Origin of the sequence: Pseudomonas sp. R45(2017) (genome assembly GCF_002112305.1) — a bacterium.
Taxonomy (GTDB): Bacteria; Pseudomonadota; Gammaproteobacteria; order Pseudomonadales; family Pseudomonadaceae; genus Aquipseudomonas; species Aquipseudomonas paraglycinae.
This window is the reverse complement of record NZ_NEHH01000002.1, coordinates 1-18,679: the sequence shown is the minus strand read 5'-3', so window position 1 is coordinate 18,679 and position 18,679 is coordinate 1. Positions and strand designations below refer to the sequence as shown.

Annotated in this window: 13 protein-coding genes; 3 read left to right on the top strand and 10 right to left on the bottom strand. The window is 58.6% G+C overall.

The features are described 5' to 3' along the window. Positions 1-229 precede the first annotated feature (229 nt). Genes gspF through gspG form a run of 7 tightly spaced genes read right to left on the bottom strand, consistent with a single transcriptional unit; the run spans position 230 to position 8,292 of the window. Entirely contained in the window at positions 230-1,441 is a 1,212-nt protein-coding gene (gspF, locus tag CAF74_RS04515) for a type II secretion system inner membrane protein GspF (protein ID WP_085646838.1), read from the bottom strand. After that, on the bottom strand, positions 1,441-2,847 hold the full coding sequence (gene gspE / locus CAF74_RS04510; protein ID WP_039768906.1) for a type II secretion system ATPase GspE: 1,407 nt from the start codon (positions 2,845-2,847) through the stop codon (positions 1,441-1,443). The genes gspF and gspE overlap by 1 nt, the downstream gene beginning before the upstream one ends. Beyond that, positions 2,844-5,195 carry a type II secretion system secretin GspD gene (gene gspD / locus CAF74_RS04505; RefSeq protein WP_085745439.1) on the bottom strand — a complete coding sequence of 784 codons (2,352 nt, stop codon included), beginning with the start codon at positions 5,193-5,195 and terminating at the stop codon, positions 2,844-2,846. The genes gspE and gspD overlap by 4 nt, the downstream gene beginning before the upstream one ends. Next, positions 5,192-5,737: a type II secretion system protein GspM gene (gene gspM / locus CAF74_RS04500; protein WP_085745438.1), complete on the bottom strand. Its 546-nt coding sequence runs from the start codon at positions 5,735-5,737 to the stop codon at positions 5,192-5,194. The genes gspD and gspM overlap by 4 nt, the downstream gene beginning before the upstream one ends. Further along, entirely contained in the window at positions 5,730-6,875 is a 1,146-nt protein-coding gene (gene gspL / locus CAF74_RS04495) for a type II secretion system protein GspL (RefSeq protein ID WP_085745437.1), read from the bottom strand. The genes gspM and gspL overlap by 8 nt, the downstream gene beginning before the upstream one ends. Beyond that, entirely contained in the window at positions 6,872-7,825 is a 954-nt protein-coding gene (gspK, locus tag CAF74_RS04490; RefSeq protein WP_085745436.1) for a type II secretion system minor pseudopilin GspK, read from the bottom strand. Before gspK ends, gspL begins: the two co-directional genes overlap by 4 nt. 8 nt (positions 7,826-7,833) lie before the next feature. After that, a complete protein-coding gene (gene gspG / locus CAF74_RS04485) occupies positions 7,834-8,292 on the bottom strand; it encodes a type II secretion system major pseudopilin GspG (RefSeq protein ID WP_007959380.1) in 459 nt (152 codons plus the stop codon). A gap of 146 nt (positions 8,293-8,438) precedes the next feature. Between gspG and gspI the strand changes: the two genes are divergently transcribed. Both gspI and CAF74_RS04475 read left to right on the top strand, forming a co-directional pair. Next, positions 8,439-8,819: a type II secretion system minor pseudopilin GspI gene (gene gspI, locus CAF74_RS04480; protein WP_085745435.1), complete on the top strand. Its 381-nt coding sequence runs from the start codon at positions 8,439-8,441 to the stop codon at positions 8,817-8,819. A gap of 613 nt (positions 8,820-9,432) precedes the next feature. Beyond that, positions 9,433-9,795 carry a DUF6124 family protein gene (locus CAF74_RS04475; RefSeq protein WP_007959368.1) on the top strand — a complete coding sequence of 121 codons (363 nt, stop codon included), beginning with the start codon at positions 9,433-9,435 and terminating at the stop codon, positions 9,793-9,795. Positions 9,796-10,492: 697 nt separating this feature from the next. Here CAF74_RS04475 and CAF74_RS04470 read toward each other — a convergent pair. Continuing rightward, the gene (locus CAF74_RS04470; RefSeq protein WP_085745434.1) at positions 10,493-10,852 is read right to left on the bottom strand and encodes a DUF6124 family protein; all 360 of its coding nucleotides are present in this window, start codon (positions 10,850-10,852) and stop codon (positions 10,493-10,495) included. 547 nt (positions 10,853-11,399) lie between these two features. Here CAF74_RS04470 and CAF74_RS04465 point away from each other — a divergent pair. Beyond that, positions 11,400-11,882 (top strand): N-acetyltransferase, encoded by a 483-nt coding sequence (locus CAF74_RS04465; protein ID WP_085745847.1) that lies wholly within the window; start codon positions 11,400-11,402, stop codon positions 11,880-11,882. A gap of 151 nt (positions 11,883-12,033) precedes the next feature. Here CAF74_RS04465 and CAF74_RS04460 read toward each other — a convergent pair whose 3' ends face one another. After that, positions 12,034-13,485 carry a hypothetical protein gene (locus CAF74_RS04460; protein ID WP_139832883.1) on the bottom strand — a complete coding sequence of 484 codons (1,452 nt, stop codon included), beginning with the start codon at positions 13,483-13,485 and terminating at the stop codon, positions 12,034-12,036. Continuing rightward, on the bottom strand, positions 13,434-18,308 hold the full coding sequence (locus CAF74_RS04455) for a hypothetical protein (RefSeq protein ID WP_218189653.1): 4,875 nt from the start codon (positions 18,306-18,308) through the stop codon (positions 13,434-13,436). Before CAF74_RS04455 ends, CAF74_RS04460 begins: the two co-directional genes overlap by 52 nt. Between the last annotated feature and the right edge of the window lie 371 nt (positions 18,309-18,679).

Sequence of the window (18,679 nt, the reverse complement as noted above, 5' to 3'; positions counted from 1 at the left end):
TTCGCAGTTTCCGGTGACAGATAAAGGAAAAAACCTCGGGAGGTGCAGGCTGATTTTCGAGGGATTTTCTCGGGTGTTCCGGGGCTTGTGCGGAGTGTCTGCGGCAAGCTTTTCGAGGGAATCGGCCACAGCCCTTGAAGGGCCGTTGCAGATGACAGAAAGGAGAACCCGAGGATGCTGTTTTTGGCGCTCGGGTGAGATCAGACGCCGGTAAAAAAAGTTGAGAAAACTACTGCACCAACTGGTTGATCTCGATGATCGGCAACAGCACCGCCATCACGATCACCAGCACTACCCCGCCCATCACCACGATCATCAGCGGCTCAAGCAACGCAGTCATGCCCATCGCCCGGCGCTCGATATCGCGGGACAGGGTTTGCGCAGCGCGTTCGAGCATCGGCGGCAGCGCACCGGTTTTCTCGCCGCTGGCGATCAGGTGAATCAGCACCGGCGGGAACACGTTCTCCACTTTCAGCGCAGCCGCCAGGTTGACGCCCTCGCGCACTTTGGCGGTGGCCTCATTGACGCTCAGGCTCAGACGATCATTGGACAAGGTCTGCCGCGCCGCTTCCAGCGCTCGCAGCAACGGCACCCCCGCACCGCCGAGAATCGCCAGCGTCGAGGCGAACCGCGCCGTGTTCAGCCCCAGCACAAACCGCCCGATCAGCGGCAGCTTCAGCACCCGATGATGCCAACTCAATCGCGCCGCCGGATTGCGCAGATACAGGCGCCAGCTCCAGAACGCACCGGCCATGATCCCGGCGCACAACCAGCCCCAGGCACGAATGAAATCACTGGCATTGAGCATCGCCAACGTCAGCCCCGGCAGATCCTGCCGCGCCTGGGAAAACGCACTGACCACCTGCGGCACCACGTAGCTGAGCAGGAAAATCACGATGCCGATCGACACCAGCCCGACCACGCCCGGATAGATGAACGCGGTGAGAATCTTGCCGCGCAGGTTGTTGCGCTCCTCGATGTAATCCGCCAGCCGCTCCATCACCTGCGCCAGATCACCGGACTCCTCGCCCGCCGCGATCAGCGCCCGGTAAATCTCCGGAAAATCCCGTGGTCGCGCCGCCAGCGCTTCGGCCAGGCGCATGCCGCTGCGCACGTCGGCACGTACGGCGCTGAGTGTGTGAGCGATGTGTTTTTTCTCGGCCTGTTCGACCGTGGCGCTCAACGCAGCTTCCAGCGGCAGGCTGGCGCCGAGCAGACTCGACAGTTGCCGCGTGGCCCACGCCAGATCGTTATCCGAGAGCTTGGCACTAAACAATCCACCGCCGCCATGCTGGGAGACATTGCTCTCCTTCTCCACCGACAACGCCGTCAAACCACGCCCGCGCAGCACGCCGAACGCCGCGCCCTGACTCTCCGCCTCCAGATGCCCGGACTCGATCTTGCCGCTGGCATCGGCGGCTTCAAAACGATAGCGATTCATCAGGCGTCCCGTGTCACACGAAGGATTTCTTCCGGCGCCGTGGCACCGCTGCGGATCCAGCGCTCGCCGTCCTCGCGCAGGCTGAACATCCCGGCCTTGCTCGCCGCCGCACGCAACGCCTGCTCCCCTGCCCCTTGGTGGATCAGGGTGCGGATGTCGTCATCGATGCAGAACAACTCGTGAATGCCGGTCCGGCCGCTGTAACCGGTGTGATTGCACGCCGCACAACCGACCGGACGCCAGGTGCCGGGCGTCGCCGGGTCTTCCTGTTTGCACTGGTTGCACAACCGCCGCACCAGGCGCTGAGCCAACACGCCGAGCATCGACGAGGCCAGCAGAAACGGCTCGACGCCCATGTCGACCAAGCGGTTGACCGCCGACACCGCGTCGTTGGTGTGCAACGTCGCCAGCACCAAGTGACCGGTCAACGAAGCCTGCACCGCGATCTGCGCGGTTTCGAGGTCACGGATTTCGCCGATCATGATGATGTCCGGGTCTTGCCGCAGAATCGCCCGCAATGCCAGGGCAAACGTCATGTCGATCTTGGCGTTGACCTGAATCTGGCTGATGCCCGGCAAGTCGTATTCCACCGGGTCTTCTACGGTGAGGATGTTGCTGGTGCTCGCATCCAGCCGCGCCAGTGCCGCGTAGAGGCTGGTGGTCTTGCCGCTACCGGTCGGGCCGGTGACCAGCACGATGCCGTGGGGCTGGCGGATCAGGTGATCGAGCTTGGCCAGCACCTGTGCGTCCATGCCCAACGTTTCGAGATGCAGGCGCCCGGCCTGCTTGTCCAGCAGACGCATCACCACTCGCTCGCCATGGCCGGTGGGCACGGTGGAAACACGAATGTCGATCGGCCGCCCTGCTACGCGCAACGCAATGCGGCCGTCCTGTGGCAGGCGTTTTTCCGCGATGTCGAGCTGGGCCATGATTTTGATCCGCGACACCAGCGCACCGTGCAATGCCTTGCGCGGCGAGACCACGTCGCGCAGGGTGCCGTCGACCCGGTAGCGCACCACCGAATGGGTTTCGAACGGTTCGATGTGAATGTCGCTGGCCTCGTCCCGCGCCGCTTGCGTGAGCAAGGCGTTGATCATGCGGATCACCGGCGCGCCGTCCTGGGTGTCGAGCAGGTCGGTGATTTCCGGCATGTCCTGCATCAGGCGGTCGAGGTCGACTTCGTTTTCCGCCGCGCCGACCACCGCCGCCGCGCTGCCGGTGTCGGCGTAGGCAGTGGCGAGCAAGCCGTCGAGTTCGTCGTCGCGCACCCGCTCAAGCTTCGCTGCACCGAACTGCCGCCGCACTTCGCTGATCGACCAGCCCGGCGTCGACGGGCACACCGTCAGCACGCCGTCGCGCAGCAGAATCCGCTGCGCCTTGGCCCAGGCGTAAGGCAATGCGCTCATTGCAGCGGCACCGCTTTGATCGTCGCGCGCGGGCCGGACACCGGCGCCGGCACGCCTTGGGCGGTGGCCGGCAATTGCGGCGCCTGCATGTCCGGCATCGCCCAGCTGCGCTCCGGTTGCAGACCGCCCTGCGCGCGGCGCATGAAGTCGTAGCGGTTCAGCGTGATGCTGCGCCCCGCCGCGCTGTCGCGGATGATGTACGGGCGCAGGAACACCATCAGGTTGGTCTTGGTGATCGAGCGGCGTTCATTGCGAAACAGCGCGCCCAGCCCCGGAATGTTTGAGAGCCACGGCACCGCGTCATTGCTCTGGCTGTAGCCGTCCTGCAGCAGGCCGCCGAGCACCATGATCTGCCCGTCATCGAGCAGGATGCTGGTGTCGAGCGCCCGTTTGCTGGTGACGATCCCCGCCGAGTTGGCCGCCGCCGAGGCGCGTTCGTCGATGCTGCTGACTTCCTGATAGATGTCGAGTTTCACCGTGCCGCCCTCGGAAATCTGCGGCCGCACGTTGAGCTTCAAACCGACCTCTTCGCGGGTTACGGTCTGGAACGGGTTGTTGCTGGTGCCTCCGCCGCCGGTGACGTAGCTGCCGCTGACAAACGGGATGGTCTGGCCGACAAAAATGCTCGCCGCTTCGTTGTCCAGGGTCAGCAGGTTCGGAGTCGACAGCACGTTAGTGCCGCCCTTGCTCTTCAGGGCCCGGGCCAGCACTTTCAGGTCGAGGATCTTGCCGATGCCGGGGATGTCGACGGTGCCGTTGACGTAGCCGAGGTTCAGACCTTGCGGCAGCACATCGAGGCTGGTCTTGCCGTTGACGTTGATCCCCGAGCCGCCGAGGTTGGCGCCGCCGATCACGCCTTTGCCGCCGAGATTGCCGGTCTGCCATTGCACGCCGAATTCACTGGCGTCGTCCTCACCGACTTCGACGATCAGGCTTTCGATCACCACTTGTGCGCGGCGCTGGTCGAGCAGGTCGATGACTTCGCGCAGGTTGCGGTACAGCGGTTCCGGCGCGGAGATCAGCAAGGTGTTGGTGGTCGCGTCCGCCTGAATGGTCACGCCGCCGGCGCTGAAGGCCACATTCTGTTCGCTGCTTTGAGCGTTACTGCTGCCGCTGGTGGCGCTACTGCCCTGGGCGTAACTGCCGCCGGTGCTGCCGCTGTTGGTGGTCGAAGTGGAGCCGTTGGTTTGCGTACCGCTCTGGCCGTTCTGCCCACCGCCCGAGTTGGTGGAGCTGCCCATGTTGCTGAGCACCGAACGCGCATTGTCGCTGGTGCCGCTGTCGCTCTCGCCGGTCAACAACCCGCGCAGGGCCTGGGCCAATTTGCCGGCCTGAGCGTTGCGCAGATACACCACGTGCAGATTGCTCGGGTTGCTCTGGGCGTTGTCAAGTTTGTAGATCAGGTTGCGCGCCAGCTCCGTGCGTTCCGGGCTGCCGGCGCGGATGATGATGGTGTTGGAGCGTGGGTCGCCGATCACGGCGATCTTCTGCGTTGGATCATTGCCCGGTGCGTCGAGCAGGTCAGCGACCATGGGCGCGATGTCGGCAGCGATGCCGTTCTGGATCTGCACCACGTCGGTGTCGATGGCGCTCGGGGTGTCGATGCCTTGAATCAACTGCGCGACCCGCGTCAGGTTCTCGGCGTAGTCGGTGACGACGATGGTGTTGTTGCCCGGATAAGCGTTGATCGGGTTGTTCGGCGACACGATCGGGCGCAGCACTGGAATCAGGTTCACCGCGTTCTCGTATTGCAGGCGGAACGTGCGGGTGAGCATGCCGTTGCCGGCGGGTTTGTCGGCGCTGTAGATCGGCCCGCCGAGCAGTTTGGCGTCGGCCTCCGGCACCACCTGCGCCACACCGCCGACATCGACCACGCTGAAACCCTGCATGCGCAGCGCCGCCAGCAACATGTCGTAGGCCTGATGCGCCGGCACCTGCCCTTCGGAGACCAGCGTCAGGTTGCCCTTGACCCGAGGATCGACCAGAAACTGCTGGCCGGTGGAACGGGACAACGCCCGCACCACCGCTTGAATATCCGCGTCGACAAAATTCAGCGTCACCGGTTGATCGCCCAAAGGATTGGCCGGCAACGTCGTGCCGCGCGCCGAACCACCGCTGCGGGCGCGTTCGGTGATGTTGTGCAATTGCTTCGGCGCAGGTCTTGCCTGAGCCTGCGCACTTTCGCGGTCGAGCACCGCGTCGCCACTGCGCTGAGTGTTGGCCAGCGGCCGGCCGAGTTCGCTGTCCACCAGCAGCGGCGGTTGATTCGATGGCGTGGTGTTGCTGCACGCGCTCAATGCCATCAACAGCATCGGCAACGCCATGCGTTTGGATCCTGACCCCTTCATGAAGCTTCCTTAGCGCCCAGCGCCTGATCCATGCGTACGGTGCCCGACAGAGTGCCGGCGGTGTCATCGGTCGCGGCGTCGTCTGCACGTTGCAGACGGGCCTCGACCACTTGCAGTGAAAAATTCCGCGGTTGGCTCAGCAGCCAGTCGAGAACGGCGTCGGCCGGTGCCGCGTCGAAGGTCAACTGCCAGCCGGCGGACGCAGCCGCCAATTGGTAATGGCCGCCCAGTCCGCTGGCCTGCAAGGTCTGTTGCAGCGACTGCTCCAGGTTTTGCCCGTCCGGGCGCACGCTGACGTCGCGCAACAACACTTCCAGCGCTTCAGCCTGGGCGCGCAGTTTTGGCGTTTCGACTTGCGAGGCGGCGATCTTCTTCAGCGGCGGCTGAACCAACGCCACCCACACAAACAGCCCCAGCAACAGCGCCGCCATGCCGCCGACCATGCGTTTTTCCCGTAGCGCCAACGGCTGCCAACGGGCCTGCAACTGAGCATTGAAGCGCTGCCAACCGGCGCGGTATTTCGCAAGCAATGGGCTATTCATCTTCGGCTCCGCTGCTGTCTTCGTTGTCGGTGGCGGCGGTCGCCTCGCCGGCCGGGCGCAGGACCCAGCCGTCGTCGTTCGGGCTGATGGTGATGCCGGCCTGGGCCAGCGTGCCTTGCCAATCCTTGTCGTTGCCCGAACGCCGGGCTTCGGGCAGCAGACTCAATTGCAACGCGCCGTCGACAAACTCCAGCCGCTGCACCGTCCCGGCCATGGACAGCATGCCGCTGCCGGCCTGCGACACCAGCCGCGTGAAATCCTGCCCCGGCGCATCCACCGCGCCTTGCTGGCGCGCAGCAATTTGCTGACGGGCCTGTTGCAGCGGATTGAGGATCACCGGCAACTCGGGAAACGCCTGCTTCACCCGCTGCGCCATCTGCGCCTTGAGCTGCTGGCCCTGCCCGGCCTCGCGGGCGGCGTACAGATTCAAACCGATCACCCACACCGCCAACGCCAGCGCACAGCAACCGAGCGCCCGGCCCCAACCGCGATGTTCGGTGCCCGGTTGCTGAAGGCCGCCGTGCAGGCCCCAGTTCGGCAACGGGCCGGCATTACGCTGTGTGTCGGGCAATGTCGATTGCACCGCTTCCGGCGCGCCGTCACCGATCCAGTGCGCCGGCAGACCGGTTTCCAGCAACCATGCTTCGTCGATCATCGGCTGCACCTGCGCCGCATTCGGGCCGTGGCGCAGCAACAGATGATCGTCGTGCAGGCAACCGACGCCGCCCGCCATCACCGGCAAACTGTAGGCCGCCGGGTACAGACCTTTGATGTTCAAACCGAACTGCCCGAGGTGCTGCAAATCCTTGCGAGCTACCCAGGCAATCTGCACCTGGCCGCTTTCATTGCGAGCGCTGTGAGCGATGTGCATCTCGGCGCTGTCGCCGAGCATCAAGGCCTGCGCTGCACATTGCACCGCCGCAGCGGTTTTGCTCGCGGGCAGCGGCGGCAAATCGATACTCGCCAACAGGCTGTCCGACGGGTGCAGAAAGCACACCAGCGGTTGCTTCGGCAGCGCGCCGAGCCGCACGCGTTCCTGGCGTGTGACCTGCCCCTGACGATCCAGCCACGCACAATCCACTTCACTGTCGAGACTCAGCTCCGCCAGCGGCGGCAAACTCACGCGCAACTGGCTCATACGCCCACCCGCGACCAGATCACTTGCGGCAGACGATCCTCACTGCGATGCAACAACGCATCGAGGCTCACCCGTCGTTGATCGCGCCGCGCCTGCCCGCGCAGCCGAAACCAGTCGCTGGTGATGCCGACCTTGACGCTGGTGATCTCCAGTTGCGGCAGTCGCAGGCGATTGACGAAATCCCCACGATTGATAAACCAGCGCCCGGCGTCACGCTCATTGATCAACGCCTGCGCCCGCTCCAGCGACAGCCCCGGCACATAAGCCGCCAGCACTGGCGCCGTGGCCGTGTTGCCGTTGAGCCAGGTGGTCGCCGGAATCACCGTCAGGTACGGCGCCAGCTTCGCCAACACCGCATCGTTGACTCCGTCGACACTGCGCAAATCATCAAGCGTGCGCAGCATCGGCAAGGTCGGCGATTGCGGTTTGCGCGAAGCGGACGGCGACGTGACGCGCCCGCTGTCGAAAGTGTTTTTCGCCACAGGCTTGTCCACCACTTGCGCATTCAACAGGTGCGGATAAGAGCCGATCACCCGCTGACTGATGCGCCGGCTCAAGCCGCTGCTGACACCAATCAACTCGCACAAGCGCTCGAACGCCTGCACCTGCGCGTCATCGATTCGCTCGTTGGCCACCAGATTGCGCAGGTTGAACTTGCCCTGCTCATCCTCCAGCCGCCCCTCGAAACCCTGGGTGTTCAACAACTGCGCCCAGGGTTGATCGAGTCGGGTCAGCGGATCACGCTGCCGCGCATCCCACAACAATTGCCGGCTGATCTCCAACCCGCCGTGCAACACCCAACGGCCCTGCACGCGCAGTTGTTCGGCCTCCAGCGCCCGGGTCGAAACGCTCTGGCGCGTCAGCATGCCGGCGGCGATCACCGCGACCACCGCCGCAATCAGCAGCGCACTGATGATCGCCATCCCCTGCTGGTTCGATTGGCTGTTCATGACCGGCCTTACAACTGCCAGGAACCGATGTCGGCATTCACGCCATCGCCGTCAGGCTGGCCGTCGGCGCCGAGGGAAAAGATGTCGATCTCGCCGTTGGCACCGGGATTGAGGTACTGATAAGGACGACCCCACGGGTCATTCGGCAGGCGCTCCAGGTACGAGCGCCAGTTGGTGTTCTTCGCATCGGCCGGCCGCTCCACCAACACTTTCAGGCCCTGGCTCTGGCTCGGGTAAGTGCCGTGATCGAGGCGATACAGCTTCAGCGCCTGCATCAACCCGCCAATGTCCTGCTTCGCCGCCGTGGCCCGCGCCTGATCCGGCCGGTCGAGCACCTTGGGCACCACCATCGCCGCCAGAATCCCGAGAATCACCACCACCACCATGATCTCGATCAGCGTGAAACCCTGCTGCCCACGGGGCATCCGGCTCGGTCGATTGGGCTGTTTGAACTGCGCGATATCCATCTCGTCATTCCCTGGCTTGATTCGATTCGACGCGCAGTGTTGCAAGAAGATATGTCAGGGATGTTGAAAATCCTCGGGTGTTTTCGTCGTCAAGCCGTCAAGCACGGGCGTTAGCGTCAAGGGCTGCCCGACTGCCCGAGCCCCCGATGCGCACCCCCTCCCCGCAAGCCGGATTCACCTTGATTGAAGTGCTCGTGGCGCTGGCGATCATCGCCGTAGCCATGTCCGCCGCTGTTCGTGTGGCGGGGTTGATGACGCAAAGCAGCGGGGTTTTGCGGGATCGCTCGATTGCGATGATTGCGGCGCAGAGTCGGATGGCTGAACTTCGGTTGGAAGGGAGATTGCTGATGGGCATGAAAGCGCAGGATTGCGATCAGGGGCGGTTGATGCTGCGCTGCGAGCAGATCATCTCTGCCGCGGAAAATGGCCGCTTGCTCAAGGTCGGCCTCCAGGTCTTCGACCGCAACCAGGAGGCGCCGGCACTGGCGAGGCTGGAGACGTTGCTCAGCCGTCCGGAAAATCCTTAGGCCTAGCCCCCGAAATCGTCGGCCTCCTCGATGGCAAATGAATCAGCCGTGGGACATTTCCGACACCACCCTGAAGATCTTCACCAACTCGCACCAGCCGTGTTGAACCCAAAATCGACGTGAACGCTTGCCTCCAAACCCATAATCGACTCGGTCGCTCAGGTCGATGTATAACGCCAGACACCTCGGTCGGCCCCCTCTCCCTCCGGGAGAGGGCTGGGGTGAGGGCCGCTTGTTGACTCACCTGTTTAACAACCCCAAAAACCACCGTTTAAAAGACACTCTCCGTTACTTCCCCAAGGCTACACAACCTTGCGTCATTACCTACGACTACGCCAGAATCCGCCGGCTTGTGCGTCTGGAGTGCGGGTCTTATCGTTTCCGGGTCACTGAAAAACAGTGATCGGGTTTGGTAGCCCGACCTCCCATATGACGCATAACGTCACCTAGCGCAGATGCCTTTTCGGCATTTGTCTTATGGTGGCCATGCGCAGGGCGTCCTCGGGCGCGCCGGATTTTCCATATGGGCCGGTCTACCAACCTTCGTATGGCCACCACCACTCGTTTGGTAGCGAGAGTGATGGCTCCTTAAGTCCCATATGGAGCTACATCTATGTTCAAACCAACACCAAACCCACCAGAAACCGACCCGGTCTCCCCCTACAAATTCCCCGACTCCCGAACCCTCAACGAAGCCGCCGAACGCGCCCTCGACCACTACCTAACCCCGCAACAACGCATCATGGGCAGCCACCACAAACACGATCCCATGTACCTGGCTAACCCTGCCTACAACACCGAATCCCTCCTGGCCAACGCCAGCGAATCACTGGGATCGGCCAGTGAAATGCTCAACAACTTCGCGGCCACGCTGGAGCCCGCTCATCGCAAAACCGCGATCGGGATTGCGCAGTTGGTGATGTTGAGTGAGTTGGCGGTTAATCAGGCGCTGGATCATGTTGAGGTGAAGGCGTAAGCGGCTGAGCGCTGTAGCTCAATAGACGAAAAGAAAATGGCCGAGGTTGTCAGGTGTAGCTGACAACCTCGCCAAAGAGGCGGTGCAATTTTTCCGGCACGCTTCAAAGACAGATTGAGACATCACCCATTTCTGCCATTCACGATCAGCCGCGTTTGGCCACTAGCGGCCGTTGTCTCTGCATCGAGCGTCTAGTAAAAGGGTTTATCCAATTCCCGATACTGAAGCGAATTTATGATTAATGGCCATGGTCAACGTGTTTGTAATCGATGCGGCGAGCTCATTACGGCTTACTGCCCATCGGTTGAAACGCTAGCGATCATTGGGGTCTTCCACGAGAAGGGTGACCAAGCCGTAGTAGATGAGATCGTCAGGCGAGAAAATATTGATCCGGATATCGTTTGGGAGTACTTCCGCCATCGAATGGCACCTCAGTGCGAGCAAAAGCTTGCCCACTGCCCACACTGCGCAGGGCAGTTGAGGACTTGGCGTGCGCGCCAGTGCATGCATTGTTTTCGAGACTGGCACTGACGCACAGCGGTTATCGAGCTGCCGGATGCGCCTTCATTGCCAGATAGCCGCGACCCAAAAAGGGGACCGATTGAAATGAATCAGTCCCCTTTTTCACGATTCGACTTCCTCGCGAACGCGCCAGAATTGACACCAGCCTAATCAGCAACTGACCCCGATGTCTGCCTCACTCCGGCAATTGCAAATTATCCAACGCCCGATTCACCGCCAACTCCCCGAGCATGATCAACTGCGCAATGCCCACCAACGCCCGACGCTGCGAAGCCGGCACCAGACTGGCGATGTTTTGGGCAATGGTTTGGGCCGAGGCAAGTGTTTCACTGGCATCGATCAGCAGTTCTTCGTTTTTGTTGTCCGCCGTCACGGCATACATCCCGCGGGTTCTGCGTGGAGGCGGAGTGGAACCGGGCGGACAGAGGTAATGGTCGAGCGCGCGGTCGGCCGCTTCGTGGAGTTTTCTGGAGTCGATGGATTCGTAGGGGGAAAACGATTCGGTTTCGGGCGGGTTGGGTGTTGGTTTGATCATGGTGAAGCTCCATTTTTATACCTTGTGAAACCACCAACACCTGTCGCTAAACAAGTAAGGGTGGCAGCTGTACGCGGGTTAGCGAACCGAGAGGTATAAGACCCGGCAGACCCGAAGGTCTCCCACGCACAGCCACCATATCGTCATCGCAAATGTCTGCGACAAACTGGAGCGTCGTTGAACTTATACCTGGTCGGGTCGCTAAACCCGGTCGCTGGGTTGCCAGCGACACGTAGACGATAAAGACCAGGTACAAAGCGCACAAGCCGGCGGATTCTGGCGTAGCTGTAGGCAACGGCGCAAGGATATGTAGCCTGAGAGAGTGTCTGGAGATGTCTTTTTAAACGTTCGTGTTTATCGGAATTCTCATTGCGTCTCGGATCCCACGACAGATCCGTCCCCTTGCCCCAACAAACGTAAGCGTCCGGCGAGAACATCCCCCTGAAGCTGATATGGAGCCATCGCCTCCATTGAACCGAAGCAGTAGTGGTTATGCGGAATCTGTTCTCTGCATAATGACTGACCAGCCATGTTTAGGGTGCTTGTCATGCCAGCCTCCGCTGATCAAATCTCCGCTGTCGTTTTATGCGCAGCTTCCAATAACGACCTGGAAGATCTGGTAGCCATCAGGATTGAGGCCATGCGCGAGAGCCTTGAACGGCTTGGACGATTCAACCCAGATCGTGCACGCGAACGATTTGTTGCTGGGTTCGACGTTAACAGCACTCGCCGCATAGAAGTATCAGGTGATCTGGTCGGTTTTGTCGTAATCAAAGACCAACAGAGCGAGCTTTTGCTTGACCACTTGTATGTGATACCCAGTGCTCAAGGAGCAGGAATCGGCTCTGAAGTTCTTAGTCAGATTTTCAGAGAGGCTGATGAGATCGGGCGTCCCATCAAGGTCGGTGCTCTCAAGGAAAGCGCTTCAAATCGTTTTTACACTCGCCATGGCTTCGTGTTCGTCGAAAGCGGTGAATTCGATAATTATTATGTCCGGGCTAACGGTAATGCCGTTGATTTGGGCGACTAGGCAGATCTTGATACGGCGCCCCGTCAGATGTTGCACCTTTAGATGAACAAAGGAGATTGATCTATTTTCTGGAAAATAAATCTGTCCCCTTCTTCCTCTACACAGCCGGACCCGAAGCGGTCATCCATATTTTACAAAGGCTGAGATATTGTTATCGACCACAGGGTAGAGCATTTCGCTCCGCCTGTGTCCAGCACCTTTCATAAAACACACAGGCCTGGCAGCAGGTACGGCTGTCGATACCTTGAATTAGGCAGCGGTTATCGCGACGGTCTTGTACAACTTGATGCGCACAGTGGTGACGCTGAGTATCGACGAAGAACGCTGGTGGATCGACGGAGCGAATGCTAATCGCTGATTGCATCGCGGCATCAGCACCGCATTCGTTCCAGCTATGGTATCGACAATCTGGAACACGAGGTTCTGGTAGGAGAAAGTGTGCCGCACTTCCCGTGGCAATGAGCCAATCGTCCGCCTCTGCAAGTTGTTTCACTGGCTCCTGCAGCTGACCATCATTAGGAAAACCAGGAAATGCCGAAAGCTCACCTGCGGCCAAGGCGCCACCTAGTTCAATACTGCATGCTTCAATGAGTGCCGCGCCATGCGCTCGGACTTCATCTAGGTGCGGAGCTAGCGTTTCGACTCCATCGGCGTTCCTTGCGTAGCCAAGTTCAACGTGGGTGTCATTGCGGATTACTGTGTAAACAGAATCATCCTTTAGGGCAATGAATAGTGTTGGGTAGATCAGGATGCGCGGGCGCGGGGTGAACAGTCTGCTGCCGCTTCGTTCATAGTGGACATGCACCCCCATAAATACTCCGGAGACATCACTCAATTCCAAATACTGTCTCAGCTGTGCAGGGCGTAACGGCAACGGAGGGTCTTTGGTAAGAACAGAACGATGGAGAAGTTCGAATATTTCTTCCGCGCGTCCTCTGAACTGGGAACGAGTGAAAATTATAATATCGTCCGGCAGAGCAGAGCCTAGGAACGTTTCATCTGGAGCCCGGAACACCACCATCCACTCGCCGCTGATGATGATGGCCCTGCGCAAGGTATGTTGGTATCCGTTTTTAAGAGTATCAACATAGCCGCGGACTTGGCGCAAATAGGCATCCCACTCACCGATTATCGGCGACGTATCCGCGGGTTTTCCGTCTCGAATATGTTGGATCGCCGCCACAACTAATGCGCCTTCGCTAGCATGCTCACCGTCCCCACGAGGCGAGATCGCAGGTTTGTCCCAAGCTTTGGCTTCTACCAACAAAAGTGGTTTTCTAGATACCTCGGAAATCCCGACATAGTCCATAAATCTCGTGGTATTGGCTTGTAAACGGGCTTCCTCGAGTACATTGCCCCGTGCACCGACTTTCCAGTCAAGAAGAGTGAGAAGTTCATTCACGAAGATAAGACGCGTATCGTGTTCGTGGGGACGGCGATCCGGGTCTGGTTCTGCGTAGGGGTCCCGGTCTGGCTTCTGTAGCTCTCGCTCTACTTCAGTGAGTAGGTCGTTGAGTTTCCCCTTGAACCGGTTTTCTAGCGCAAGCCGATTCACTGGATAAATTCCGGCAAGCGATAGAGTAAGCGTCTTGCTGCCGGCCAACCGGCGTCCATAAAGATTTCCAGGCAGTCAATGAGTGCGGTACGCCTGGCAGAATCCTCGAATATTCCTTTGTGGTCAGCAAGAAAAACACCGACGAGTTTCACCAACAAGTCCACACCCAAGCTATCGTTTTGATAGCCTGAACGGGTGCTTGATTGAAGAATGCTGGCTGCTAGATCGAAGGCGGCTCCCGCATCGACATCGACCAAACGCTCGACGAGCTGGAGTAGATAATAAGTAGTGTGCGGCTGTGCATACTCGCCGATCCGCTTCAGAAGGTCAGCGTTTTCTTGTAGAAATACATCCAAGCCTCGCCGGGAGGATGAAGCTTCGCCCATCAACCGATCGCTGTCCGCGTCAGCCGCAAAAAACATCTGCATGCCTGCGGTGTCAATCAGTCGCGCACACTCCCGAACATCTTCGCTATCTGTCCCGTCCGAATCTGGAGCCGTCAGATATCTGGCAAGTCGTGTATTCGCGGCATTCACGATCTCTGAAACAAGCGCTCGGGAGCGATGGCGGAGACCAACGTATTTGTCGGGCGTATCGCCTACTCCAGTAATTATGGCGTCGCGCAAGATGGCCAAGATTTTGTTTGCCTGTTCAGCGTGCCTCCAGGGCTCCCTTATCCACTGGTCGATAACCTCTCTGGCCTCAGTCGAATCATAGGTAATCCAGAGGATAGTAAGTTTATCTGCGATAGCCTCTTGCAGGCGTTGTTGTCGATCTGACCCAGGCGTCTCACGTTGTGACAGCAATAGCAACAATTCTTGGGTCCGTTCTTGATCCGAATGTATCAAGCGTGAGATGAGCCCATCGAGGAGGTGTTCGACAACGGATAGGTTAGGTTCATTCGTGAGTCGTTCTTTCAGAAGATGCCAGAAACGCTCACGATCTATGTCCCAGATTCTGATAAGACGGACTACTGCGCTCAGCCGGACCGCCGGATGGGGGTCGGAAAGTAGTTCTTCCGCCTTTTTTGCCAATTTTGTGTAGAGGTCTGGTCGTTGTGCGAAGAGATCCCAATAAGCTTGCGCAGCTTCAACTCGCGCTGCGGGGCTACCCCAAGCAGCAGACTTTTCGAATTGAGTTTCAGTATCCTCGTCCATTTCCGGGCTTTCGGATCCGGCGGCGATCTCCAGGAGCGTTGTAAATGTCGAGTCTTGCTCTCCCGTCGGAGGTAGCGGCGTGGATGCCAGCAGCTTTCGCGACACGATCGCCTCGCAGCCTTGACCAATTACCCCCTCAGCGTAACGCTTTAGACCGGCGTGTACTGCATCGTCAGCCAATCGAGCTTGTATGGAGTTGAGCGCTGCCAGCAATCCTTCCAAGGAGACGTCTGAGGTCTCGGCAGAATTCGCTTCGAGCTCAATTAGCTTTTCCGCACTTTTGATGGCGCCAATGGCTGATGCGTTTTCAGGTGTATTTCTATCTAGGCCTTCGATCCAGAAAAAATCTTCCGGACTTCCCCAACTGGTCTGAACGGAGAATAACCTTTGGTTTGTCTCGACCCGATCTTGAGGAGAGGCGTCCAGAATTCGTCGAGCCTCCTCGGTTACCAAATTCTCCCGGCTGATCGCGCCAAAGATGCGCTCTAGGAAGGCTTGCCGAGCTTCGGCATATTTGTAACTTGAAAAGTCGAACTGGAGCACCCGCTCTTCGAAACTCTGACGCTCTTGCATAGGCTGTCGAACGAAGCCCTTCGCTACGAGATCAATGGCATCTTTTCGAGTGTCGGGGAGGACGAGGAAGGGCTCTGTCACCGCAACAGGCCAGAGCAGGTCTACCAAGCTTTCAAAGCGTTCGACAGCGCACAGGAACATCCGAGACCAAAAAATCGCTAAAGAAGCCTCTGTGCTCAGGAGTTTGATCGCTGTCAGGGCTTCTACCTCCGGCGCGGTTTTTAGATACTTCCGCAACTTCGCCACTAAGCGGCTTGCATCACGGTCGTGAGGACTATCGGGATTGTGCGCCCAGATGTAGCTGCGGTCCTCTCGTAAATGGATTGCTCTTCCATCGACCTCAAGCTCTACATTTAGGGCGTTGTCAGAGATTGCGTGTTCACGTGACACATATCCTTCGACTGCATTGACGACAGCCCTGATCGCTGCTTCAGGATGGAGTTTTAAAAACTTCGGCAAATACTCACCTAGCGACCATCGCGCCATTTCATAATCTTGACGGGCGTTGGAGGTTAGGTTGAGGATTTGACTATGACTTATCCTTGTCTTCTGATCTTCTGTGACCTGATAGTCAAACACCACTGGGTAGACGACGGTACTAACGAACTCTGGATCGATTTCGCCTACAGCTTCGATCTTGTAGCAGACCGCTGGCACCTCCTCATGCCCGAACCGATCTAGTCGATCGCGAGTGAACAGCTGGGCTAGCAACTCTTTTGAAGCGGCGACATCGCTGCCGTAGGTGGCGATGACGAAATCGATGGCCGTCCTCACCATAAATCCGGGTTCAGGCTGGGTTAGCCCGTATGTCAGTAACGAGCGTGCGGCTCTGCCAACCATTGGTTTGAAAGCATCATCCTGGGCTCGTCCGATTAGGTTGTGAAGCAGAAAGCGAAGAGTATTCGCGACACTCTCCGGCGATGTGGCGAGGTAGTCGGCGAGGTGCACCCAAGGTTCCAGAGTTACATTTTTCTCGTCTTCTAGCTGTACGGCCAATGCGCCGATGACATGGGATAGCGTCCCCTGCGCCAGTTTGTCCTCCGAGATAGCAAGTTTCCCAAGTTGAAGGCAATCTTCGGCCGAAATAGGAAATTCGGCACCTAATCTGCCGGCTGTGCTACGGGTGATCGGATCTCCATGTTCGTCATTGATGAGTGTGCCCAACGACACCCAGAAAGGCCTACGATCTGCCTGTGATTCCCAAATTTCGCGCAGTACAAATCCCAGGGCTGGCGATAACATCAGTCCTAGCGCGTCAGTCTTTTTGAAACGATAAACGCCCCTACCTATGGCATCCGGATCCAAGAAAAGCTTTGCTGCTGCGTAGTCGAACAAGAGGTGATGGCGGAACTGTACCCATCGCCTGTTATCAACAACAACGATTACCCCTTCCTGGCAAAGAGTATCGATCATCGCTGGATTGTCGGCTGCCACATCAATCATTGGTGCGCGAAGCGCTCGCGCCTCAACCATCAGTTGAACCATGCGCTTAAGGCTAATTTTTGCTGGCGAGCCATGGCCTTCCACACGATTGTCCCAGTAGAGATCCAACAAGTCAGCTTGGGACGCGATCACATCTAAGTTTTTGACGGCGTTAGCCGAGATCAATTCGCTTAGCAATCGAGTGTTGAACGGCACCATAGCCAATTCACGCAAACGCGGCGGAGATTGCGCGAGGCACATTGCCAATGCTGGCGACTGTTGAAGGAGTTGCTGGAACTCCGTCTCTGACCACGGCGGCACTTGTATGTGGGAGACATTGGGGAAGGATGAGTCCGCAAGCGACGGCTGCGGTGGTGTTCCTTTGAACAGAGTGCGAAGCTGCTGGCCCATGCGCAAGTCGAAATTTCGAATCGACGCCACTACGTTCCATCGGCCCTTTCGCTCAAGAACCCGCTCGATAAGCGCTCGAAAAACGTTCTCACCGCGACCGCCCCGGGTCGCATCCAACGCGTCGATAATCAGATAAGCCTTACTTGGCCCATCCCAAGCGTCAATAACATCAAGAAGTGGATGCGCTAGTCCAAGTTCACGAGACAGGCCTTCAAGGCTTTCAATTGAGTAGCGGTCTACTGCGAGCTGGAGAACATCGAGCCCGTCATCGCACAATCTCTTCGCAAGCGTATTCAGAACTCCGCTTTTGCCGGCTCCCGGCTCACCGATGATGAGCAGCGGTCCGTTGAGTACCGCGGTCTCAACCTCAGCTTGGCATTCACGGCGCACAGACAAGAAATCGCCATTGCCCATATCGATTTTTTCATAGCTGGCGAGGGCACTGGCGATCCCTTTGGAGTGACGCTTAAGAGCCTCGATATCACTGCGATACTCAGGGGGGGCGCTGAGCGCAAAACCTTGGCCAGCTAAAAGTTGTCGCCAAGTGAGCAAATCCCCCCCCCCGCGCTGCTTCATCAACTGGCCGCTAAGATCGGTCAGAGTAGTAAAGGCGGCTGCGGCATCTATCCCTTGGCCAAAGGCCTTGTAAAGGGATCCGCTCGCCAATGCGTAGCCTGTATCGCCGTCGAAGGTGAATACAACGATCAACTCTGCCAACTTCAGTAGCAGATCATCATCATATGTACTTTTGGTGATACTCGCCCAAGCCTGCTCGACTAAGCTTGAGAACACCTTATACGCGCGGTGCTGTGCTTGGTTAAGAGCGCCTCCTCCAGGCTGTGAAACGAGGCGGAGCGCGGCCGGTAAATCGGTTTTGATCTGATTTGAGGCTTGAGGACTCACAGCCAGCACTAATCGGTCGCGGGTAGGATCGAGAGGCCGGTTCCACTCCATCGAGGCATTGCCTTGCTGAGCAACGAGCCAATGGCGAACGAATTGTGAGATCGTCTTACCGAATGGAGAGCCCAGATCTTCACTGATACTCGCAGTTGTCTTAGCCTGAACGGCAAGGTAGCCGCCGTTGCTAGTTTTGATCAAAAGATCATCGACTGGAGCCTCGGTTTCGAAGCGAATCCATTCAGCAGTCGCAGCTCCAAGGCGAAAGCTGCCATCAAGCCTGTCGCCCGCCAGAATCCAAGTGGAGAAGAGTGCTCCGAGTTGTTGTTCGAAACGTATGCCAGCGCTGGTCGCAGCGCCACCACCACCTATCCGGTCACTGGGGGGAGGAGTTTGCGGTGTATGGGTCAAGGGACGTTTCCGTTCTACGTCTAAGAATTGCTTAGTGATAGCTGGGTTCACACCCTTTGGCAACCTGTCCGGTCGCTGACTGCCAATCCGTGACTGGAAACGTGGGCCTTTGTTAAGCCTCCATTGTTATTCCCTTCGCGATAAGCATGATTATGTACTGTCCAGTGCATACTTTAGTGACCACTTTTTGCCGAAATCGGACATTTGCGCCACGCTTCCTCCGGTTGGTCAAAAGCAATCAAGCACGTCCCCCGCAATCCAGTACTCACCAACCGACTGAAACACCAATCACTACCCACCTGAGAAATCACGGCCTAACCAACCTAGGCAGCTCCACCCCCTCCCCCAACCTCTCCACCTCCAACCGCACC